19 protein-coding genes are annotated in these 21,103 nt (G+C 56.9%); 8 read left to right on the forward strand and 11 right to left on the reverse strand.

Annotation, left to right across the window (positions count from 1 at the left end):
- Positions 1-79 precede the first annotated feature (79 nt).
- The 3 genes from STH12_RS17375 (at position 80) to STH12_RS17385 (ending at position 3,568) form a co-directional block, all read left to right on the forward strand.
- Positions 80-247 carry a YqaE/Pmp3 family membrane protein gene (locus tag STH12_RS17375; protein ID WP_126168720.1) on the forward strand — a complete coding sequence of 56 codons (168 nt, stop codon included), beginning with the start codon at positions 80-82 and terminating at the stop codon, positions 245-247.
- Between the two features lie 134 nt (positions 248-381).
- Positions 382-1,242, forward strand: coding sequence for a LysR family transcriptional regulator (locus tag STH12_RS17380; RefSeq protein WP_126168721.1), 861 nt, complete (start codon positions 382-384; stop codon positions 1,240-1,242).
- 25 nt (positions 1,243-1,267) lie between these two features.
- A complete protein-coding gene (locus tag STH12_RS17385; RefSeq protein ID WP_126168722.1) occupies positions 1,268-3,568 on the forward strand; it encodes a penicillin acylase family protein in 2,301 nt (766 codons plus the stop codon).
- 66 nt (positions 3,569-3,634) lie between these two features.
- Here STH12_RS17385 and STH12_RS17390 read toward each other — a convergent pair whose 3' ends face one another.
- The 8 genes from STH12_RS17390 to STH12_RS17425 form a co-directional block, all read right to left on the reverse strand.
- Entirely contained in the window at positions 3,635-5,872 is a 2,238-nt protein-coding gene (locus STH12_RS17390) for a TonB-dependent receptor (RefSeq protein WP_126168723.1), read from the reverse strand.
- A 332-nt stretch (positions 5,873-6,204) separates the two neighbouring features.
- Positions 6,205-6,915 carry a purine-nucleoside phosphorylase gene (gene deoD / locus STH12_RS17395; protein ID WP_126168724.1) on the reverse strand — a complete coding sequence of 237 codons (711 nt, stop codon included), beginning with the start codon at positions 6,913-6,915 and terminating at the stop codon, positions 6,205-6,207.
- A gap of 2 nt (positions 6,916-6,917) precedes the next feature.
- Complete coding sequence (locus STH12_RS17400; protein ID WP_126168725.1) at positions 6,918-8,144, reverse strand: NupC/NupG family nucleoside CNT transporter; 1,227 nt, start codon at positions 8,142-8,144, stop codon at positions 6,918-6,920.
- 286 nt (positions 8,145-8,430) lie between these two features.
- Positions 8,431-8,973: a M23 family metallopeptidase gene (locus tag STH12_RS17405; RefSeq protein WP_418856586.1), complete on the reverse strand. Its 543-nt coding sequence runs from the start codon at positions 8,971-8,973 to the stop codon at positions 8,431-8,433.
- Complete coding sequence (locus STH12_RS17410) at positions 8,960-9,355, reverse strand: VOC family protein (RefSeq protein ID WP_126168726.1); 396 nt, start codon at positions 9,353-9,355, stop codon at positions 8,960-8,962. Before STH12_RS17410 ends, STH12_RS17405 begins: the two co-directional genes overlap by 14 nt.
- Before the next feature lie 157 nt (positions 9,356-9,512).
- Positions 9,513-10,868, reverse strand: coding sequence for a glutathione-disulfide reductase (gorA, locus tag STH12_RS17415; protein WP_126168727.1), 1,356 nt, complete (start codon positions 10,866-10,868; stop codon positions 9,513-9,515).
- 161 nt (positions 10,869-11,029) lie between these two features.
- Positions 11,030-11,635 (reverse strand): hypothetical protein, encoded by a 606-nt coding sequence (locus tag STH12_RS17420; protein ID WP_126168728.1) that lies wholly within the window; start codon positions 11,633-11,635, stop codon positions 11,030-11,032.
- Positions 11,636-11,722: 87 nt separating this feature from the next.
- Positions 11,723-12,424: a hypothetical protein gene (locus STH12_RS17425; RefSeq protein ID WP_237158656.1), complete on the reverse strand. Its 702-nt coding sequence runs from the start codon at positions 12,422-12,424 to the stop codon at positions 11,723-11,725.
- Between the two features lie 318 nt (positions 12,425-12,742).
- Between STH12_RS17425 and prlC the strand changes: the two genes are divergently transcribed.
- Together prlC and STH12_RS17435 are read left to right on the forward strand one after the other, a co-directional pair.
- Complete coding sequence (gene prlC / locus STH12_RS17430) at positions 12,743-14,779, forward strand: oligopeptidase A (RefSeq protein ID WP_126168729.1); 2,037 nt, start codon at positions 12,743-12,745, stop codon at positions 14,777-14,779.
- Between the two features lie 153 nt (positions 14,780-14,932).
- The gene (locus STH12_RS17435; protein ID WP_126168730.1) at positions 14,933-15,463 is read left to right on the forward strand and encodes a thioesterase family protein; all 531 of its coding nucleotides are present in this window, start codon (positions 14,933-14,935) and stop codon (positions 15,461-15,463) included.
- 2 nt (positions 15,464-15,465) lie between these two features.
- Here the strand turns inward: STH12_RS17435 and STH12_RS17440 are convergent, their stop codons facing one another.
- Positions 15,466-16,119: a glutathione S-transferase family protein gene (locus tag STH12_RS17440; protein ID WP_126168731.1), complete on the reverse strand. Its 654-nt coding sequence runs from the start codon at positions 16,117-16,119 to the stop codon at positions 15,466-15,468.
- 85 nt (positions 16,120-16,204) lie between these two features.
- On the reverse strand, positions 16,205-17,104 hold the full coding sequence (locus STH12_RS17445; protein ID WP_126168732.1) for a LysR family transcriptional regulator: 900 nt from the start codon (positions 17,102-17,104) through the stop codon (positions 16,205-16,207).
- Positions 17,105-17,221: 117 nt separating this feature from the next.
- Between STH12_RS17445 and STH12_RS17450 the strand changes: the two genes are divergently transcribed.
- Both STH12_RS17450 and STH12_RS17455 read left to right on the forward strand, forming a co-directional pair.
- Positions 17,222-18,082 (forward strand): SDR family oxidoreductase, encoded by an 861-nt coding sequence (locus STH12_RS17450; RefSeq protein WP_164551243.1) that lies wholly within the window; start codon positions 17,222-17,224, stop codon positions 18,080-18,082.
- Between the two features lie 83 nt (positions 18,083-18,165).
- Positions 18,166-18,852, forward strand: coding sequence for a DNA-3-methyladenine glycosylase I (locus tag STH12_RS17455; protein WP_126168734.1), 687 nt, complete (start codon positions 18,166-18,168; stop codon positions 18,850-18,852).
- Here the strand turns inward: STH12_RS17455 and STH12_RS17460 are convergent.
- Complete coding sequence (locus STH12_RS17460; protein ID WP_418856628.1) at positions 18,849-19,523, reverse strand: TorF family putative porin; 675 nt, start codon at positions 19,521-19,523, stop codon at positions 18,849-18,851. The two genes, STH12_RS17455 and STH12_RS17460, sit on opposite strands and share 4 nt — an antisense overlap.
- A 423-nt stretch (positions 19,524-19,946) precedes the next feature.
- Here STH12_RS17460 and STH12_RS17465 point away from each other — a divergent pair, with 423 nt between their 5' ends.
- Positions 19,947-21,092 (forward strand): efflux RND transporter periplasmic adaptor subunit, encoded by a 1,146-nt coding sequence (locus STH12_RS17465; RefSeq protein ID WP_126168736.1) that lies wholly within the window; start codon positions 19,947-19,949, stop codon positions 21,090-21,092.
- Positions 21,093-21,103 lie beyond the last annotated feature (11 nt).

Raw genomic sequence — 21,103 nt, forward strand, 5'->3', positions numbered from 1 at the left:
ACAGTTTTTTCGTGACCGGGCTTGCCATTTGGGTCGGGGCTTGCGAAGTTAACCCTGATAACAAATCTAAGGAGACGCTATGGATACCAATAAGCTGCTGCTCGTGATCATCGCCATTCTGCTGCCACCTGTGGCAGTGTTTTTGAAAGAAGGCGCTGGCAAGCACCTGCTGATCAACATCATTCTGTGCCTGTTTTTCTTTATCCCCGGCCTGCTGCACGCCCTCTGGGTTGTGACCAAAAGCTGATCCGGTTAGAGCACAGATGGCCCCGTTTCGACGGGGCTTTTTTATGAGTGAAAAAAATCATGGCGTAACAATAGACATTCATCAACTTAGGTCGCAAAATCACCACCATAACGTCTTTTAATTCATCTATAGCCATGTTCTCTCATCTGCCTTCTTTAAATGGACTCAGGGTATTTGAAGCCGCCGCGCGGCATCTGAGCTTCAAGCTCGCCGCCAAGGAGCTGGAACTGACGCCGACTGCTGTCTCCCATCAGATCCGTAACCTCGAAGCACATCTGGATATTCCGCTGTTTATCCGCCATACCCGCGCCGTGGAACTTACGGCTGCAGGCCAAACCCTGTATGAAACCAGCCGGCAGGTGCTGCGCCAGATAGATCAGACACTGACGGGGCTTGGCGTTGGTAATCAGGATTTAACCATCAGCGCCGTGCATGGCTTTGCCGCCCTGTGGCTCGCTCAGCGACTGCCTTATTTCCAACGTCGCTATCCGGATATTCGGGTGGCGGTGAGTCAGTCGGAAACACCAGCGTCACAGGACGCCGATATTCTGATTGCCAGAGAAGATGGCAGCCAGCCCGGCAACCTGACCCTGCCAGAGCAGTTTGGCATCTACGCCAGCCCCGCATACCTTGGCCGCAAGCACCCGCACCAAACCCTGATGCACGTGCGCCGTCCCGGCAGTCCGGGTGAAGTGAATTGGGATTGCTGGCAAAAAGAACACGGCAAGTTCCGGGACGCTGAACTGCTTGAATTTGACCGTGAAGACCAGCTGCTGCAAGCCGGTCTTGCCGGACAGGGATTGGCGCTTACCAGCTCGCTGCTGGTCTCGGCTCAGGTTGAAAAGGGCTGGCTTAAGCCCTGTCTGCCGGAAAAGGTGCTGAGCGGCCCGGGCTATTTGGTTGCAACCACCCAGGCGGCCGATGCCAAGCGCCAGGTGAAGCTGTTTCTCGATTGGCTGGCCGAGCAGGCTGGCATGACGCCAACATCAAGCTAATTTGCGCCCCGGAGGCCAATCAAGGATGAACAAACTCGTTTCTGCCGCCAAGTGGCTGGGGTTGCTGCTGATACTGCTGGTGTTGGCTGTCTACTTCGGCCTGCGGGCCAGCCTGCCCACGCTCGATGGCAATATCGACAGCCCCGGCCTTAGCAAGCCGGTCACCCTCGGCCGGGATCATCTGGGCAGCGCAGTGATCACCGCAGACTCCCGCGCCGATGCGGCCTTTGGTCTGGGCTTTGCCCACGGTCAGGATCGATTTTTCCAGATGGACTTGCTGCGGCGAAACTCCGCCGGTGAACTGGCCGAGCTTTTTGGCGACGCAGCGCTGAAGCTCGATGAACGCCACAGGTTCCATCAGTTCAGAAAGCGCGCCCAGGCTCTGCTGAAACAGCTGCCTTCCGACGACATGGCCGTGCTTGAAGCCTACAGCCGCGGCGTGAATCAGGCGCTGGCACAGCAAACACTGCCAAGCTTTGAATACCTGCTCAGTGGCGCTGCCATTCAGCCCTGGCGCCCCGAAGACAGCCTGCTGACCATCTTCAGTATGTATCTGGATTTACAGGGGAATACCCTTGAGCGTGAGCTGGTGCTGGAGCGCATCAGGCAGCTCTATGGCGATGAGATGCTCGCCTTTGTGAGCCAGAACGATCCCATTCAGGCGGCTCTTGATGGCAGCACCTTGCCAACCCAGGCGATGGTGGTGCCGCCGCTTTCTGCCAGGGCGCTGGATAAGGCGGAACTGAGCACCATCGGCAGCGAGCTGGACGCCTTCGTGAAAGGCAGTAACAACTGGGCGGTCACGGGTCAGCTCACCCACAGCGGCCGCGCCATGTTGTCCGACGATATGCATCTGGGTCTGGCCGTGCCCATTATCTGGTATCGGGCTCAGCTCAATTACCGTCACCACGACAGCGACATTCAGGTCACTGGCGTCAGCCTGCCCGGCGCCCCCGTGATTGTGGTCGGCAGCAATGGTCATGTGGCCTGGGGCTTTACCAACGGCTATATCGACACCGCCGACTGGATTGAACTGCCAAAAGATGAAATCACCGAAACCGTTACCGAGCAGCTCGCCAGCACAGGTGCCGGCAAAGAGATGCCGCTGACATTGTCCCGTTTCGGGCCGGTTAAGCGCCTCGGTGATAAAGACTATGCCCTGTCCTGGGTGGCCCATGGCGACTTCGCCATTAACCTGGATCTGATGCGTCTGGAAACCGCCACCGGCGTGGAGCAAGGGCTTGCCGTTACCGAGCACACAGGGATCCCGGTGCAGAATATGCTGATTGTGGATAACGCCGGCAACGCCGCCTGGCGACTGACAGGCGCCATTTCGGCGCGGGACAATCCGGTTCAAGTGGCGCAATCGGCCAATGACTGGCAAGCCGAGGGCTGGGCTGCTCCGGCAGCCAATGTGCCCCTGGTCGCCAATCCGGACAATCAGCGGCTGTGGAGCGCCAACAGCCGGGTGCTGTCGGCTGCCGATACCTCAAGATTCGGTGACGGCGGTTATGCCATCGCCAGTCGGGCAGCGCAGATCCGCGACAACTTAAATGCCAAATCCACGTTTGATGAGTCAGACTTTCTTGCCATGCAACTGGACAACAGGGCGCTGTTTCTCACCCCATGGCAGCAACTGCTGAGCGAGACGTTAAAGCTGCAACCGGATGAATTTGCAGACGATATCAAAGCGCTCGCCGACTGGGGTGCCTGCGCCTGCAGCGAGTCTGTGGGCTACACCCTGGTAAGCAGCTTCCGCATTCGGGTAATGGACACCCTGTTTGCGCCGCTGCAAACCCGGCTTGCCAAAGAAGGGCTGAGTTTGAGCAAGATTAAGGGCAATCTGGAAGTATCGGTCTGGCAGCTGCTGCAGCAAAAACCTGACTCCTGGCTGCCAGAGAAAATGACTGACTGGAACGACTTCCTGCTGGATATTTACCGCACCAATCGTGCCGAACTGCTCAGGCGCCATGCGCCCGGCGGCACACTGGCAGAGCTGAATTGGGGCAAGGTGAATGCGCTCAAAATCCAGCACCCTTTCAGCAAGCAAATTCCGCTGCTGGCGCCGCTGCTTGATATGCCGGAAGTGCCTGGTTTTGGCGGCCATTTTGAACCTGCGGTGCAAAGCCCCGGCTTTGGCGCTTCCCAGCGGATGGTGGTGCAACCGGGCGATGAGGCCAGCGCAATCCTGATGGTGCCTGGCGGTCAGTCAGGTCACCCGTTATCAGCCTTCTACCGCAGCGGCTTTGGCGACTATGCCAGCCATACCCCCACACCTTTGTTGCCGGGGGACATCCGCCATAGCCTCAAGCTGTTGCCAAAATAAGCCAGAGCCGAGATAAACACAGGGGATACCAACAAAAAGCGCCGAACAATCGGCGCTTTTTTTCACTTACCAGCCCAGCTGGTAACTCACGGCAAAGGTGCGGCCACGGCCATGGTAGTCAAACATCGCCTCAGGGCCGTAGGTCGGACTGTAGAAATACACCGCCCGCTGGCCCCACAGGGTGCTGTAGTCTTTATCCAGCAGGTTTTCGATGCCGTAGCTCAGGGTGCCAACGGGTAACTCGACCGAGCCAAGCAAATCCAGGGTTGTATAGCTTTCAAGCTCGCTTTGCAGCCCATCTCCGGCTTTGAATCTATAGTCAGAATCGGCGCTGAAGCTGTGCTCGGCCTGCAGGCGAATTTGCTGCCCTTCACCTTGCCAGGCAATAAAAGCGGTGGCCTTGGAGGGGGAAGCATAAGTCACAGTCTCATCAACCCAGCCGCCTTCCTGCTTCACTTCACTGCGTACCAAATGCAGATTGCTGCCCGCCTGCCAGTTGCGGCTGAGATCCACATTCAGCTGTGCCTCCAGCCCCAGGGTACGCTTATCCTGATCGTTCACATTGATGGTGAGGTCGGCACGATTCACCTCAATCACCTTATCCGACACCGCGTAGTAAATACTCGCCTGAGCCTGCCAACTGTCCGCCAGATAACGCCAACCCAGCTCCATCGAGTCGGTTTTAATGCCATCGAGACGGGTGTCATTGATGTTGATGCTGTTTTGCAGCCGCAGGTAGCCATCGGCATCGGCCTTATAGCTGCCACGGCCATAGTATTTGGACAGATCCGGCAGTTCAAAACCCTGAGAATACGACAGCCATAACTGCTGATCCGCGCTCAGTTTGGCCACCAGCCCCAGATTCACCAGCCCCACGCTGTAGTCGGTACTGCCACCTTGAATGGCATCGGCGCCCGGGGCCTTGCCGGAGGCAATCGCCACCTGCTGGTTGAAGCCGATAAAGTCATCGACGCTGTTTTCCATCTGCTGGTAGCGATAGCCGCCATTGAGCACCAGAAAGCTGTTGATATCCCAGCTGCCCTGCACAAAAGCGGCCACCGACTCCACCGTGAAATCCACATAGCGGCCGGTGGTAAACAGCTCCTGCATAACCAAGCCACCGCTTTGATTGGCGGCAGTCAGGTCAAAGCTCATTTGGCTCGAATCGAAGCTCTCTTTGTCCCAGTCGATGCCCCAGGTGAGCTTAACTGGATCAGCTGGCCGGGATTCGAGCACCGCCTTCAGGCCATAGATGCCGGTGTTTTGTGCCGAGGCGGAAAAGTTGTAAACGCCCCTCGCCTCACTGACGTAGGGAAACGGATGAAAATCGAGGTCTTCCTTTCGATAAAAGCCCTGTAAATAGAGGGTCTGGCCGAGCCATTCTGCCTGAGTGTAGCTAAGGTTCAGCAGGGTGCGTTCGGTGCGGGGGCTGCGGTCGGCATTCAGCCCGCTGCGGCTTTCAAGTAATGAGGCATCACCGGTGACACCGGCAAAGTTCTCGCCCATATACAAACCATGATCGCTATCGGAGCCATTGCGGTAGTGCTGCACCAGAGCGCCGAGGCTGGCGTTATTGGGCAAGCGCCAGTCCAGATTTGCCATCAGATCATAGCCTTGGGTGTACTGCATACCGGTTTGGGTAATATCCGGCATCACCTCGTTGCCACTGCCATCGAACCATTGGCCGTTTTCCTGCCAGGCAGCACTGAATCGCCCCTGAAGGGTATCGCTGCCACCGGCTGCGGCGAAGGCAGCGCGGTAATCCAAGTCGTCGCCACCGCCAAAACCTGACTTAAACCCGGCTTCGGCTTCGAAGGTATCCGTGCTCTGGCTGGCCTTTTTGGTGACAATATTGATGGCACCGCCCAGCGCGCCGCCGCCGTAGAGGGCCGAGGCGCCCGCCAGTACTTCGATGCGGGCAATATTGAAGGGGTCGATGCTGTCGAGCTGACGACTGATGCCGCGAGAGGTATTCATCGACACCCCATCAATCAGCACCACCATGGCGCGGCCACGCATGTTCTGGCCAAAGTTGCTTCGCCCCTGGCTGGAAACGTCCATCGACGGCACCAGCGCCGCCAGCATTTCTTTTACACCTTTGCCGCTGTTGATTTGCTCGCGAATACTGTCTTCATCAATCAGCCAAACGGTGCTGGAAAGCTCGCTAATCTGGGTGGGAGTGCGATTGGCGGTCACCACCATCCGCTCCATATCCTTGTCGGCTGCGTTGGCCAGTGCCAACGGGCTGAATTGGGCAATAACAACAGCAGCAATCAGGCTAACGCGAGCCAGAGGCTTGGGCATAACATTCTCCATCACGGACACCAGAAACCAAAAAGACACAGGCCAACGTGTACGGACGCAAGTAAGAATTTCGCATATCACACTGATATAAAGTGAATTTTCTACAGGAATTTTTCAGTGAATATCGAAACAGGCCCGCCATTGGCAGCCAGCATTCTATTTGTAAATAGGAATCAGTCTCAACGAAATTTACAATGCAGCCCACGATACACAGTTGCTGCTTCCGGTTGCTGTTGCCATGCCCGCCGGTGTTGCTCATCAGCGCTGAAGCGGCCTTTTGCGCGCACAAAAAAAAGCCGCTCACAGAGCGGCTTAAAATTGGAATGGGGCAATCAGTCGAGCTGACAGGCGGCTTCCAGAGTGAGCCTAATCATGTCGCACAGAGTCTGTTGCCGCTCCTCGGCGCTCAGGTGCAGTCCCTGACGCAGATGATCCGTCACCGTCATCATCGCCAGCGCCCGGGCACCGGTTTCGGCGGCCACGCCATAGAGCCCGGCGGCCTCCATCTCGACCCCAAGAATGCCGTACTTTTCCATCAGGTCATAACGGCTTTCATCGGCGCAATAAAACAGGTCAGATGAATAAATGTTACCCACCCTGAAAGACACGCCCTGATTTTCGGCCGCGGTTACTGCGTGACGCAGCAGGTTAAAATCCGCCAGCATAGCGAAGTCAGTGCCTGGGAACCTTGAGCGGTTAACTCCTGAGTCGGTGCTGGCACCCATGGCCATTACCACATCCATCAGCTTGATATCGTTGCTCACGGCGCCGCAGGAACCGATACGGATGATATTTTTTACGCCATAATCGACAATCAGCTCGCGGGCATAAATGGAAATGGACGGAATACCCATGCCAGAGCCCATCACCGAAATCCGCTTGCCGCGATACTCGCCGGTGAAGCCGAGCATATTGCGCACATCGGTGACCTGCACCGCGTTATCGAGAAACTGCTCGGCAATAAACTTGGCCCGCAGCGGATCGCCGGGCATCAGAACTGTGTCTGCAAAAGCCCCTTGGGGCGCATTGATATGGGGTGTCATGGTTAACCTCCGATACTGAAAAGTAAGCCTGCGATGGTGCCGCTCATCAGGTTGGCCAGCGCCGCTGCGATAAGTGCCTTCATGCCGATTTGACCAAGGTCGTGGCGCCGCTCGGGGCACAGGGCCGACAGGCCGCCAATCACCATGGCCAGCGAGCCGATATTGGCAAAGCCGCACAGGGCAAAGCTGATGATCACCTGGGTCTTGGGCGACAGCCCATCGGCCACCTTAAGGAAGTCCATGTAGGCAACAAACTCATTGATCACCATCTTCTGGCCGATAAAGCTTGCCGCCTGAGTCGCTTCGCTCCAGGGCACACCCATCAGCCAGGCAAGCGGCGCCAATACATACCCAAGCATCATCTGCAGCGACAGATTATCGATGCCAAACCAGTTACCTATGCCGCCAATCATGCCGTTGAGCAGCGCCACCAGCGCCACAAAAGCCAGCAGCAGCGCCGATACCGCCAGCACCTGTTGCATACCCATGGCCGCGCCGCCTGCGGCAGCGTCCAGCACGTTGGCAGGCTTGTCGTCCTGCTCGTCCAGCACCTTGTTGATATCGTTGATAGGCGTCTCGGTTTCCGGCCACATCAGCTTGGCAAACAGCAGTCCGGCCGGTGCCGTCATAAAGGCAGCGGTGAGTACATACTTCACGTCCACCCCCATCTGGATGTAACCAATCATGGTGCCGCCAGCCACAGAGGCGAGGCCACCGGTCATCACCGCAAACAGCTCTGAGCGGGTCATGCGGCGCACGAAGGGGCGCACCATGGACGGTGCTTCAATAGGACCAACGAAAATGTTGGCGGTGGCCGACAGTGACTCGGCGCGGCTGGTACCGAGCAGGCGCGACAAGGCGCCGCCAATGATGCCAATCACCCACTGCATGATGCCGAGGTAATAGAGCACGGCAATCAGCGAGCTGATAAACACCACCACGCACAGCACGTTAATCACAAAGATAAAGCCCAGGCCAAAGCGGGCCAGATCGCCAAAGAGGAACCCAAGCCCCTCGTTGCCGTAGTTGATCACATGCATCACGCCCTTGGAGGCCGCATCCAGCACCACCTGGCCGGCGGGCACATACATCACGAAGGCGCCAAAGGCGATTTGAAAAGCAAGTGCACCGAGCACGGTACGAAGGCGAATGGCGCGGCGATTTTCTGAAAGCAGCACAGCCAGCGCAATAAGCGACAGCATGCCGATAAGACTGATTAAAATTTCCATGGCAGGTTTCCGGGTACAGACAAACCGTCGCAGTCTAGCCATGGTGTTGGCGCCAAAACGCGATCCCTGTCATGGGCGAACAGGTATTTCTGTGACTTAAGGGGCAGATCCCAAAACCGCTTGATTGCGCTTTAGAATTGGCAACAGGAATTTAAATCTATTGCCAATAAAATCATCACATTGAAGTGATTATCGCGAGCAATGAAAACATAGGAAACCCGGGGAATACCAAAGCATCAGGCTGTAACTTACGCTGTGGCTGAACGCCTGATCCGCAGTGCCAGGGTCAGATACCGGAGCGGGAAAAGTACTCGACCGGGTCGAGGTAGAACACCTTTTTATAGCCCTGGGTGGTGAAATCCAGCCGCCAGGGTCTGGGGAGCAGACTCACCAGACTGTAGTGCAGGTGCGGCGGTTTACCTTTGGCATTGCCGCTGTCGCCCACCGTGCCAATAGGGCTGCCTGCAGCCAGCCACCAGCCATTGCCTTCGAAACTGTCCAGATGGGCAAAATAGTGCAGCTTAAAGCCCGGCCCCAGTGCCAATATCACCTTACCCCCCTTACTGAGCTCGCCGCGCCATAACCTGAGCAAAGGTACAGGGGCCACAAGCGTCTGGCCCTTGGGGGCGAAGATATCCATGCCCTTGTGTACCCCAGAACTGCCCCAGGGCTCATACCAGAAGGTATCCGGGTGCCAGTCTTTACTGGCTGCGCCTGTTACCGGCAACTTAGGCGACTCGGGCCAGAAACCCCAGAACATTAGCGGGATAAGCAGCGTCACGGCAGCAATGTTGCCAAAACGCGAGCGCGAATTCTTATTCGGGCGCATGGCAGACGGCTTCCACGTTATTCCCGTCAGGGTCCAGCAGGAAGGCGCCGAAGTAGTGCTCATGGTAGATGGGCCGGAGGCCCGGAGCGCCGTTGTCTTGACCTCCGGCCGCCAGACCCGCCTGATGAAAGGCAGCGACGGCAGCGTGGTTTGGTGCCACAAATGCGGTATGGCGCGGCGAGGCTGCATCACGGGTTTCTATTACCCAGAACACGGGTTTACCCTCGGGGCCAAAGGCACACATGCGCCGGGTCGGCCAGTCGGCATCCCAGCTGGTCACCTCTTCAAACAACATGGGGTAAGCCAGTGGCCTGAAGGCGGCAATATAAAAGTCGCGGCTGGCAATATAGTCGCTGGCGTAGGTACTCAGATGATCTATCACGGCGCAGTCCTTTCGCAGTTAATCCGGGCTTAATGTCCGCTCTTTTTCCGAGCGTCTATCCAAGGTGCCACACTCGCTAAAGGCTGACCAGTTAACAAAGTTTCAGACAGCAAAAAGCCGCTCCATGAGCGGCTTTGGTTTAAAACTGGCCCTGCGATCAGCGCATGGTCACGAACTCTTCGGCGCCTGTGGGGTGAATGGCCACCACGGCATCGAAGTCGGCCTTGGTGGCGCCCATCTTGATGGCCACACCGAAGCCCTGGAGGATTTCGTCCATACCAAAGCCAATGCCGTGGATACCCACGACTTTTTCATCCGGACCGGCACATACCAGCTTCATTTTGCAGGCCTGACGATGGGCAGTGACGGCGGTGTACATGGAAGTGAAGGTTGAGGTGTATACCTTCACCTGATCTTCGCCGTATTGCGCCTTGGCGTCTGGCTCACTCAGGCCCATGGTGCCAATAGGCGGATGGCTGAATACCACTGTCGGTACCAGGCTGTAGTCCATCTTGGCATTGGGCTGACCGCCGAACAGGCGCTCAGACAGGAAGCGACCGGCTTTCACCGCCACCGGGGTGAGTTCAATGCCACCGGCAATGATATCGCCCACACAGTAGATGCCTTCGGCGCTGGTGTTTTGCCACTCATCCACCAGCACGTAGCCACGCTCGTCCAACTTAACGTCGGTGTTTTCAAGGCCAATCTTGTCGGTGGCAGGTTCTCGGCCAATGGCCCAGATCAGGCAATCCACAGTGATGGACTCGCCGTTTTCCAGTTGCAGGGTCAGGCTGCCGTCGGCGTGTTTTTCCACAGCCTTGGGTACGGCCTGTGTGTGCAGAGTCGGGCCGTTTTCGGCCATGGCGTCAACCAGCGCCTGGCTCAGCATGGGGTCGAAGCTGCGCAGTGGCGAGTGCTTACGCACCAGCAAATGGGTTTCGCTGCCGAGGGCATGCAACACACCGGCGATTTCGACGGCAATGTAACCCGCGCCAACCACAGCAACCCGCTTGGGCTGGGCGTCGAGGGCAAAGAAGCCGTTGGAGTCGATACCATGCTCGGCACCAGGGATATTGGGGATGCTTGGGCGACCGCCGGTGGCGATAAGAATATGATCGGCGGTGTATTCTTCGCCGTTCACCTCGATGGTACGGTTATCTTTGAAGCGGCCGTAGCCCTCTACCAAAGTCACGCCATTGCCGGTAAAACCACGGCCATAGGCGGCGTGAATACGCTCGATATAGGCTTCACGACTGGCAACCAGGGTGTTCCAGTCAAAGTTTTTTACTTCAACATCAAAACCATAGTCTTTGGCATACAGGTGCATGGCTTCCGCCACCTGGGCGCCATACCACATCACCTTTTTAGGCACACAGCCCACGTTCACGCAGGTTCCGCCCACGTGTTTGGCTTCAATCAAAAGGACCTTGGCGCCCCGGATAGCAGCGCGGTTGGCGGATGCAATGCCGCCGCTGCCTGCTCCCAGACAGATATAATCGTAGTGTTGGGCCATGGAAATCTCCGTTGTGAACGACGAGGTAAGGGCTCAATTGTAGGGAGCTTTTTGTCCGGAGGGAAGCGAGGCGCCATCCGGTTTGCTCCCGCAGCAACCAAAGACCGGCCCCAGGCCAGCTTTGTTGCACTCAGCGCGGTTTACATCGGCGCCAACAAAACTCAACGCCGATACATGCAGCGGTCATGGTCCCCCTGACGCGGGCCATTGCTGCCACACTTAAGACAACGCCATTCCTGTTGTCTGGCTTTGAGCTCATCACCGTGATGCTCGCCCGCCCCGCGGGAGGTCAGCAGCTTCTCCAGTTGCCCCATACGGTTATCCAGCCAGCGGCAGTTGGGGTCGTCGGCCACATAGGATCTGGCGGCCGCCGTTTTGCTGCTTACCTGTCGCTTAGGCCGGTTGTTGTCGCTGCGACGCCCCTGCTTTTTGGCATGGTCAACATAATCGCGGCCGCTGAATTCCATCCCAGGTTGAGGGGTATGGGGAATACTTAGCTGGCGCCCCTGACTGTCGATGGCAGCGGGCTTCTCCGGCAAAAGACTTTGATTGGAAAGAGCGCTTTGCTTGGTAACGGAACCCTGCCCCTTTGACGCATCCAAGCGGGCGGGGTCTTCAGGCTCTGTACTCTTGGCGTTTTGCCCAGGCTCAATGAGGGATTGGTATTCCCCCGCAGCAGCCCAGGGCGCCAGCAGCGAGAAACACAGTAAAAGGGCAAACTTGAGCTGATTGGGCGCGGCAGATGGCGCCAGCGGGATAGTTGACATTCCTTGTCCTCCGATGAGGCCACATCCTGCGGCCTTGGCAGCACAGCCCCAAACGGGGCGTCAGAAACCAAGTTTAGTCAACGGCGGTTAAAACGCCCAATTGAGATGGACACCGGCGAAGGTTTCATCCAGCGCGTCGTCCCCCAGCTCCAGGGTGATATCGTGTCCGGCATGGCTGCGACTGACATGCCCCGTAATGGCAAGCCCTTCGGTAAGCATATACTCGGCCTCAAGCCCAAATTGCAGGTGGTTGCGGCCATTGTGCGCTTCGGTCACGTATTGGTAATCCAACCCTTGAGTGATGTAAGGGCTCAGGGTCAGGCGTTCACTCACATGCCAGTTACTGTGCAGACTCAGTTCCACAAAATAGCCACCGGCCTCGGTGCTGTAGGTGTAGGCCACCGAGGGCACCAGATAGTCCCAGCGCACATAAGCCATTTCGGCAAACAGCTCATTGTCGCTGCAACGCTCGTCGCCGTAGCTTTCAATGCGCTGCAGGCCGACAAAGGCTTCGATATCCTCATGCAGGTGCAGGGCATATTCGAAACCAAGATTCCATTCGGTGTAATGTTCACTGTCGGCACGGCCAACCAGGGCATAGGTGGTCAAATCACCAAAACTGGCCGCCAAAGCGCCCCAGCCAATGCCGCCTTTGTTGAGATTGTCGCGCCCTTCGGTGATATAACGGCTATCCCAGCCAACATCCACCACAAAACTTGGCTCCAACGCCACGGCAGGTAAGGTCACCAACCCCAAGGCCAGTGCCAACATCGATTTTGCCCCGTTCATTTCACCCATCCTGAAACTACGCTTGATCTGCTGCGATCTTATGCCCGCCAATGCGAGAGTAAATGCGAATAGCTTGCATTTGCGGCGCCGTTAGCAAAGATGACATTGTAAATTAAGCGTAAATCCATTTCGGGATTTTGCTCACGGTTTTTGGCGGGATGAGTTGTTAGGAATGCGTAACGAGTGCCCGGCGGCCTTGATAAATTGCCTGCCAGCCCCTATTTATCCCCTATCGATACTCAGAAAGGTGCAAGCCGCTTCTGCCATGGCTCAGCCATCACAGGACTCGCCCTTTCCTTACAGAGAAAAGGATACCCAATGACCAATCCACTGCTTGAGCCTTCCAAGCTGCCGCCGTTTTCGGCCATTAAACCCGAGCACATCCAAAGCGCTGTTGAGCAGGCCATAGGCCACTGCCGCGCCGAGATAGAACGCGTACTGGCGGCCGGCGACTTCAGCTGGCAGGGACTGGTGGCGCCGCTCGAAGAGGCCGACGACCGCCTGAGCAAGCTCTGGTCACCGGTATCCCACATGAATTCTGTGCTGAGCACCGAAGAATGGCGCGCCGCCCACGATGCCTGTTTGCCGCTGTTGTCTGAATACGGCACCTTCGTTGGTCAGCACGAGGGCCTGTATCAGGCCTACAAAACCCTGCACGGCTCAGACGAATTCAAAACCCTGCCACGGGCCAAACAAACTCTGATTGAACACGCGCTGCGTGATTTTGAACTGTCGGGCATTGGCCTGGACGATGCCAAAAAGGCTCGCTACGGCGACATCGTCAAGCGTCTGTCGGAGCTTTCCAGCAATTTCTCCAATCAGGTGCTGGATGCCACCCACGCCTGGACCAAACTCATCACCGACGAATCCGAGCTTAAGGGGCTGCCCGAGTCAGCCCTGGCCGCCGCCAAAGCCATGGCCGAAGACAAAGAATTGCAGGGCTATCTGTTCACCCTCGACTTCCCGTCGTACCTGCCGGTGATGATGTACTGCGAAAACCGTGAGCTGCGTGAAGAGTGTTACACCGCCTTCGTTACCCGCGCATCAGATCAGGGCCCCAATGCAGGCAAGTTCGACAATGGCCCGCTGATGGAAGAGCTGCTGGCACTGCGCCATGAACTGGCAACCCTGCTCGGCTTTGACAGCTTTGCCCACAAGTCGCTGGCCACCAAAATGGCCGAGACTCCGGCCCAGGTCATCAGCTTCTTGAACGAACTGGCGCTGCACTCCCGCCCACAGGCCAAAAAAGAGTTGGATGAACTCAAGGCCTTTGCCGCCAGCGAATATGGCGCTACCGACCTCAAGGCATGGGACTTGAGCTTCTATGGCGAAAAGCTCAAACAGCACAGATACGAAATCTCCCAGGAAGAACTGCGCCCGTACTTCCCAGAAAACAAGGTGCTGAGTGGCCTGTTCCACACGGTTGAGCGCCTGTTTGGCCTGAAAATCGAAGAGCAAACCGAGTTCGACCGCTGGCATAAAGACGTGCGTTTCTTCCATATTTTTGATGCCGAAGGTGAGCACAGAGGCAGCTTCTACCTCGATTTATACGCCCGCAGCGGCAAACGCGGAGGCGCCTGGATGGACGAGTGTCGGGTACGGCGCTTAAGCGGCGGTGAACTGCAACGCCCGGTGGCCTATCTCACCTGTAACTTCAACGGTCCGGTGGGCGGCAAACCAGCGCTGTTCACCCACGACGAAGTGGTAACCCTGTTCCACGAATTTGGCCACGGCATTCACCATATGCTGACCAAGGTCGATGTGGCGGGCGTGTCCGGCATCAATGGTGTGCCCTGGGATGCGGTAGAACTGCCAAGTCAGTTCATGGAAAACTGGTGCTGGGAAGAAGAAGCCTTGCAGGAAATCTCCGGCCACTTTGAAACCGGTGAGCCACTGCCCAAGAGCATGCTGGACAAGATGCTGGCGGCGAAAAACTTCCAGTCGGCGATGATGATGGTGCGTCAGCTGGAGTTCTCGCTGTTCGATTTCCGCCTGCACCTGGAATACAACAGCGAAGACGGCGCCCGTATTCAGGAAACCCTGGATGAAGTGCGTCAGCAGGTTGCTGTGGTGATCCCCCCCAGTATCAACCGCTTCCAGCACAGCTTCTCGCACATTTTTGCCGGCGGTTATGCTGCCGGTTACTACAGCTACAAATGGGCCGAAGTGCTGTCGGCAGACGCCTTCTCGCGCTTTGAAGATGAAGGGATTTTCAACCCACAAACCGGCCGAGCCTTCCTCACCAACATCCTCGAGATGGGTGGCAGCGAAGAGCCGATGGAGCTGTTCCGCCGCTTTATGGGCCGTGAACCCAACACAGACGCGCTGCTGCGTCACAGCGGTATCAGTCACTGAAGCTGAGGTTTAGAAACTTCAAAGGGCGCTGCGGCGCCCTTTTTGTTGGTCAACTGACTGCATACGCCGCGCCCCCTTTGCCCGGCTCGATTGCTTGCAGGTACGACCTCTGATAGCCTTCAGCTTTACGCAATTACTCTAATACATAGATCCATGAACCTGTACTTTCGACTTATCTGGTTGTTTTTATGGCGTGTTCGCCACTGCAATCGCATTGGATTCCTCGATGTCAGCCGCATCGAATACCGGGCACTGCCGTCAGACTGCGATATCAACATGCACCTGACCAACAGCCGCTATCCGGCCTTTATGGATCTGGCCCGCACCTACATGCTGGCGGAAATGGGTCTGCTGAAACGCTTTTTGAAACTGAAGTGGATGCCCATAGTCAATGCCGCCGAATTCACCTACATCCGCGATATTAAGCCGCTGCAAAAGTTCACCATCGAGAGCCGCGTAGTGGGTTGGGATGAAAAGTATTTTTATATTGATCAGCGCTTTGTCAGCGAGCGTGGCCTGCATTGCATAGTGCATGTACGCGGGGTGTTTGTGTGTAATCGCAAGCAGGTGCCCATCAGCGAGCTGGTACGGGAAGCAGGTTATGAGGGCGAGGCGCCAGCCCTGTCACCCGAAGTGCAAAAGTGGAAGGCCTTCCTGCAGCTCAAAAAAGAGCGCAATACCTGAGGTTAAGGGATAAGTTTCAGCCCTGTGACTTCCGCGGCGGCGGCCAGTGCCGCCTCCTCTGCCACCAGCTCCCAGGCGCCTCTTAGCTTGGCCTGCTGGCGGTAGCGGCAGAGATTTTCCAAATCCAGCAAACCCATCAGCTCAAACGCCGGCTCCAGACAAGGCAGCAGCGCGCAGTCGGCCAGGGTAAAGCCATCGCCCACCAGCCAGTGGCTGTTGGCAAGCTCCTCATCTATGCCCGCAAACACCTGCAGCAGCTTTTGGCGCACTTGCGCCATGGCCAACTCGTTGCGATGTTCAGGCGCCATGCTCAGTTGCTGTTCCAGCAAAAACAACTGATTGCTGACATCGTTATCGAGGATCCTGTCCCACAGCCTGACCCGCAGACGGTCATTGTCATCCACCGGCAGCAGCCTGGTGCCGCCGTGAATATGGTGGTCGAGGTATTCAATAATGATGGTGGATTCCGGCAGCAGACTGCCATCAACGCATTTGAGCAGCGGCAGCTTGCACAGGGGATAGAGGCTACTGAAGGCCTGACGCTGCAAGGGGTCTCTGAGTTCAGTGACCCTGGGATAGAAGTTCGCCTGTTTCTCGTACAGCCCAAGAAGTACCTTTTGGGAGTAACGGGAAAGCGGATGGTAGAAGAGCTCCATGGAATCTGGCCCCCATTTCATACGCCCTTTCAAGAAGGCGGCTGCCGCACAGGCAAATTTACGCCTTCCTTAAATTTAGCCCCGTTCAGGTAGATTTGAACAGCTTCTGTTTCAGAAAATCGATAAACACCCGCACCCGTGGCGGAGTGTTCTCCTTGTAGGGGTGCAATGCGTAGATGCCGCCTTCGCGCAAATGGTAGTCGGGCAGTAAGAGCTCAAGCTCGCCGGAGGCCAGATGCTGGCCTATCAGATTGTCCGGCAGAATCGCCACCCCCAGGCCCTGCAAGGTCAGCGCCAGCAGGCCATTGGTGCTGTTACAGCTGATAAAGGGAGTCACCCGAACCCGGTATTCCTCGCCCTGACCATTGTGTAGGGTCCAGCTCTTGGGAAGATGGCTTGAGGCATGGGCAAGCCACTGATGATGTTGGAGATTATCAGGGTGCAATGGCCTGCCGTGGGCGGCCACATAGGCTGGGCTGGCCACCAGCTGCTCATCGAAACTGCCAAGCTTGATGGCTCTGAATTCTGAGTCTTCCGGCCAGCCGCCCTGAATGGCCACATCGATTTGATGCTCAAGCAAATTCAGCTTGTTGTCTTCCAGCAGCAGGGTCATGCGGATGTTGGGATAACGCTGGTGAAACTCGCCGATAAGCGGCAACAGATCGTGCTCGCCAAGGCCCACAGGGGCGGTGATCCTCAAACTGCCGTGCAGATGTTCATCCGCCGGACGGGTCACCGCCTCGGCCTGACGCGCCAATTGCAGCAGTTCGCCGCAGTAATGGAAAAACTCACGGCCGTCCTCGGTCAGGCTGATACGGCGGGTGGTGCGATGCAACAGCTCGCAGCCCAAACGCTCTTCCAGCTTTTTCAGATGCTGGCTCACCATGGAGCGGCTTATCCCCAGCACCTCGGCGGCCAAGGTCAGCGAACCCTGCTCGACAACCGAGGCAAACACCAGCATGCGATAGAGTTGGGAAGCGTCCATGGCCCGTCCTTTTGTTTAGTTTTAATTACCAAAGATATAAGTAAATCACTCATTATCAATTTTTGCCACGGGAATACACTGAGCACCTCATCAATCCCAACCCTTGAGGTACACATTATGATCCTGATCCTCGGTGCAAGTGGCGAACTGGCCAGCCTGACCACAGCAGCCCTGCAAACCCTCGGCAACACTGAAACTGTACGCCTGGGCAGCCGCTCCCCTGCCAAACTGGCGGCCGAAGGCATCCAAACCCTGTTTGCCGACTACGACCAACAAGACTCACTCGAAGCCGCCATGGCGGGCGTGTCCAAAGTCTTGTTTATTTCGGGCAACATCGCCAACGATGCCCGTCTGGCCCAGCATCTGAACGTTATCGCCGCCGCGAAAAAGGCCGGCGTGAGCCAACTGCTGTACACCAGCTTCCAGTCACCCAGCCTCGACAGCGCCTTTGATTTTGGTGCCAGCCACGCCGCCACTGAGGCCGCCATCCGCGCCTCGGGCGTGCCTGCCACCGTGGTGCGCAACGCCTTTTATGCTGAGCTGCAACTGATGAGCCTTGGCCATACCCTGGAAAGCGGCACCCTGACCCACGCTGCCGCCGACGGCCGCTTTGCACCTGTGAGCAAGGCAGATATTGCCGAGGCGCTGGCCAGATTGCTGATGACAACACCCGATGCAGACAAGCATATCGGCAGCACTTACGAGTTCACCGGCCCTGAGCTGCTGTCCTATGCCGACATCGCCAAACTCATCAGCGAACTCACAGGTAAGCGAATTGAAACCAACGAAATCAGCCCGGAAGCGCAAATTGCGGCGCTGAGCCAAATGGGTTTGCCCGGCTTCTTGGCCAAGGCGCTGGGCGGTGCCAGCCGTGCCATTGCCGCAGGGGAATACGATACGCGCAGCGATGATTTGGCGCGTATCCTCGGCCGCGAGCCCCGCAGTCTTCGCGAGGTGATTGCAGCCGCCCTTGGCTGATAACCCGGCTCACCGCAACCACTTGGATTGACGGCACCCATGCAAGTACACTGGCAAAGCCATTCTTCGTTTCAGGGAAGTTCATGAAAATCGAATCCTTTGCCAGTATTTATCAGCGCGCCGCCGAGCGAAAAGGCGGCGTCGATGCGCTTGAGGCACTGCTGCCACAGTCTTTGTCGGCCGACGAATATCAGGAATATTCTGATGACCGGTTACTGTCGGCCATGAGCAAGCAGATTTTTCAGAGTGGTTTTGTGTGGAAGGTGGTGGACGCCAAATGGGCCGCCTATGAAGAGGCGTTTTTTGGCTTCGATCCGCTGAAGATTTTGCTGATGTCACCGGAGCAACTGGATGCCCGCGCCAGCGATCCTGCGCTTATCCGCCATGAAAAAAAGACCCGGGCCATCTACGACAATGCCTTGATGGTGAAAGAAATTGCTGCTGAACATGGCAGTCTGGCACGTTATATCGGCCTCTGGCCCGGGGAAGAGATCACCGCCTTGTGGCAGGTACTCAAAAAGCGCGGCGCCAGGCTTGGGGGCAATACCGGCCCTTACTTCCTGCGCGCCACCGGGAAAGACACCTTCCTGCTGACCTCAGATGTGGAGGGCTATCTGAGGGCAACCGGTCTGGTGGATGCAGGGCTTGCCACCCAAAAGGGCCTGGCTCAGGCGCAGGCCGCCTTTAACCACTGGCAGGCTGAATCGGGCCGGACGCTGGCTCAAGTCAGCCGCATTATTGCCTGCGGCGTGGGTGACAACCGGATTTAAAACGCCTTGCTGATGCCGACGACGAAGCGATCGTCAAAAATCTCGGTTTGGGTGCCGTACACCTTGTGATCTGTGTCCACTGTGCTGCCGTGGTAACGCAGATCCAGGGTGTAACCGGCCCAGGTCTTGGACACACCCAGGTTCCAGTGGCCCCAGCCTTCGGCGCCTTCGCCGTCGAGATCCTGATAACCCACAGAGCCGGACAGCTGAATGCCATTGTCGAAGCTGTAGCTTGGGTGCACCGCATAGTTCACCCCTTGCCAGCCATCCACGCCGAACCAGTCATCCAGCGTTGGAGTCACCTCTAACTGCATGTTCAGCTTGCCAAATTGCTTACCCACCTTCAGCCACAGCTCGGTGTAATTGCTGTAGGAAGCGCCGGGATACAGGTAAGAAAACACCATCACATCGTAGGTGAAACCTGAATCACCAAACTCACCGGCCTTACCGATAAAGGGGCCGGTTACCACTTCCAGATTGGGGTCGGCAAACTTGATGTTGGAGCCGAATACACCGGCATACCAACCGGCATCATTGCTCCAGCTCAGGGTGCCCTGAATGGCTGGCACATCGCCATCCATGGTTTCGGATTCGCCACGGAATACATAGTCGCTGGCGATAGTCAGCTTGCCGCCCAGGGTGCCGCCAAATACCTTGGCTTCTTCGGCCATAACGCCGCTGGAACACGCGATGGCGGCCAGCGCCAACAGGGTTTTGTTCAATTTCATCATCACTGCCTCATTGAAATGGGTTCTCCCGCTGCAACGAATAATAAGCAGGGGTTATGAATGGCCTTGGCGGGGGTCGTGAATAGCTCGCGACAGATTATGAAGAAATATGAACAACTGATGTGGCAGGTTATCGGGAGACAATTTGCTGCCATGAAATGTTAAAAAATAGCTAAATACGTGCAAATAAAAGAAATTTTTGCACTCCTTTACACTTTTCAGCTATTTGCTGACTTGAGCTGTCGTCCCCTGTGTGAGATAACTTGCGGATCATAAATTCAGTATTAAAAATGGGCGATTTGTCTGGGTATCCAGGTGTTTTTATCTACACCACCCCGTTAGCCCAGACACAAAAAGGAGATTTCAATGCGGCAAATGTTAAAAATTGCCTCCGCCGTTGGCCTGGTGCTGTGGGTCAGTGCCTGTGGTCAGGAAGAAGCGCAGCAGGGCGCCCAGCAAGCGCGTCCCCCCATGGAAGTGGGCGTGGTTGAGGTGAAGGCATCCGCCCAGAACATTCTGGTGGAACTGCCCGGCCGCAGTCGTGCTTACCTCGAAGCCGAAGTGCGCCCTCAGGTGTCCGGCATCATCATGGAGCGCAACTTCGTTGAAGGTCGCGAAGTGAAGGAAGGCCAGTCGCTGTACAAGATTGACGACGCCACCTACAAGGCCACTCTGGAAAGCGCCAAGGCCGATCTGGCCAGCGCCCAGGCATCCCTTGCCAGTGCCAAGGCCCGCGCCGCCCGTTACGAGAAGCTGGTGAAAACCAATGCTATCTCCAAACAGGACTTCGACGAAGCCGACGCCAGCTACAAAGAAGCCCTCGCCCGGGTGAAAGTGGCCGAAGCCCAGCTGCACACCGCCGAGATTAACCTCAAGTACACCCAGGTGCAGGCGCCTATTTCCGGCCGCATCGGCAAATCTGCCGTGACCCCGGGTGCACTGGTGACCGCCAACCAGGGACAGGTGCTGGCCACCATCCAGCAGCTTGACCCCATCAACGTTGACATCACCCAGTCCAGCGTTCAGCTGCTGGCCCTCAAGGCCAAGTTGCGTGCCGGTAAGTTGCAGGCGGCCGATAACGCCGAGGTGCAACTGGTACTCGAAGATGGCACCACCTACGAGCACAAAGGCAAGCTGCAATTTGCCGAAGTGAGCGTGGATGAGAACACAGGCTCAGTTATTCTGCGCGCCGAATTCCCTAACCCTGACAACGTGTTGCTGCCCGGCATGTATGTGCGCGCCGTGCTGAACACAGGCGTGGACCCGAGTGCCATTCTGGTGCCGCAAAAGGCCATTACCCGCAACACCCGCGGTGAAGCCGTGGCCATGGTGGTGAACGCCGAAAGCCAGGTTGAGGCCCGTAACGTGACCACAGCCGAGGTGATCGATCACCAGTGGCGCGTCACTTCAGGTCTTCAGGCCGGTGACAAGCTCATCATCGAAGGGCTGCAGAAAATTCGTCCCGGCGCCCCTGTGGTGGCCAAGCCTGCCGGTTCTACTCAGGCACAGTAATTCAGACCAAG

It is taken from the genome of Shewanella khirikhana, from assembly GCF_003957745.1.
Taxonomy (GTDB): Bacteria; Pseudomonadota; Gammaproteobacteria; order Enterobacterales; family Shewanellaceae; genus Shewanella; species Shewanella khirikhana.

What these genes read in the sequence shown, in the direction of transcription:
- STH12_RS17375 (WP_126168720.1), top strand. Translation starts at nt 80, where the DNA reads ATGGATACCAATAAGCTGCTGCTCGTGATCATCGCCATTCTGCTGCCA.
- STH12_RS17380 (WP_126168721.1), top strand. Translation starts at nt 382, where the DNA reads ATGTTCTCTCATCTGCCTTCTTTAAATGGACTCAGGGTATTTGAAGCC.
- STH12_RS17385 (WP_126168722.1), top strand. Translation starts at nt 1,268, where the DNA reads ATGAACAAACTCGTTTCTGCCGCCAAGTGGCTGGGGTTGCTGCTGATA.
- STH12_RS17390 (WP_126168723.1), bottom strand. Translation starts at nt 5,872, where the DNA reads ATGCCCAAGCCTCTGGCTCGCGTTAGCCTGATTGCTGCTGTTGTTATT.
- deoD (WP_126168724.1), bottom strand. Translation starts at nt 6,915, where the DNA reads ATGACACCCCATATCAATGCGCCCCAAGGGGCTTTTGCAGACACAGTT.
- STH12_RS17400 (WP_126168725.1), bottom strand. Translation starts at nt 8,144, where the DNA reads ATGGAAATTTTAATCAGTCTTATCGGCATGCTGTCGCTTATTGCGCTG.
- STH12_RS17405 (WP_418856586.1), bottom strand. Translation starts at nt 8,973, where the DNA reads ATGCGCCCGAATAAGAATTCGCGCTCGCGTTTTGGCAACATTGCTGCC.
- gorA (WP_126168727.1), bottom strand. Translation starts at nt 10,868, where the DNA reads ATGGCCCAACACTACGATTATATCTGTCTGGGAGCAGGCAGCGGCGGC.
- STH12_RS17420 (WP_126168728.1), bottom strand. Translation starts at nt 11,635, where the DNA reads ATGTCAACTATCCCGCTGGCGCCATCTGCCGCGCCCAATCAGCTCAAG.
- STH12_RS17425 (WP_237158656.1), bottom strand. Translation starts at nt 12,424, where the DNA reads ATGAACGGGGCAAAATCGATGTTGGCACTGGCCTTGGGGTTGGTGACC.
- prlC (WP_126168729.1), top strand. Translation starts at nt 12,743, where the DNA reads ATGACCAATCCACTGCTTGAGCCTTCCAAGCTGCCGCCGTTTTCGGCC.
- STH12_RS17435 (WP_126168730.1), top strand. Translation starts at nt 14,933, where the DNA reads ATGAACCTGTACTTTCGACTTATCTGGTTGTTTTTATGGCGTGTTCGC.
- STH12_RS17440 (WP_126168731.1), bottom strand. Translation starts at nt 16,119, where the DNA reads ATGGAGCTCTTCTACCATCCGCTTTCCCGTTACTCCCAAAAGGTACTT.
- STH12_RS17445 (WP_126168732.1), bottom strand. Translation starts at nt 17,104, where the DNA reads ATGGACGCTTCCCAACTCTATCGCATGCTGGTGTTTGCCTCGGTTGTC.
- STH12_RS17450 (WP_164551243.1), top strand. Translation starts at nt 17,222, where the DNA reads ATGATCCTGATCCTCGGTGCAAGTGGCGAACTGGCCAGCCTGACCACA.
- STH12_RS17455 (WP_126168734.1), top strand. Translation starts at nt 18,166, where the DNA reads ATGAAAATCGAATCCTTTGCCAGTATTTATCAGCGCGCCGCCGAGCGA.
- STH12_RS17460 (WP_418856628.1), bottom strand. Translation starts at nt 19,523, where the DNA reads ATGGCCGAAGAAGCCAAGGTATTTGGCGGCACCCTGGGCGGCAAGCTG.
- STH12_RS17465 (WP_126168736.1), top strand. Translation starts at nt 19,947, where the DNA reads ATGCGGCAAATGTTAAAAATTGCCTCCGCCGTTGGCCTGGTGCTGTGG.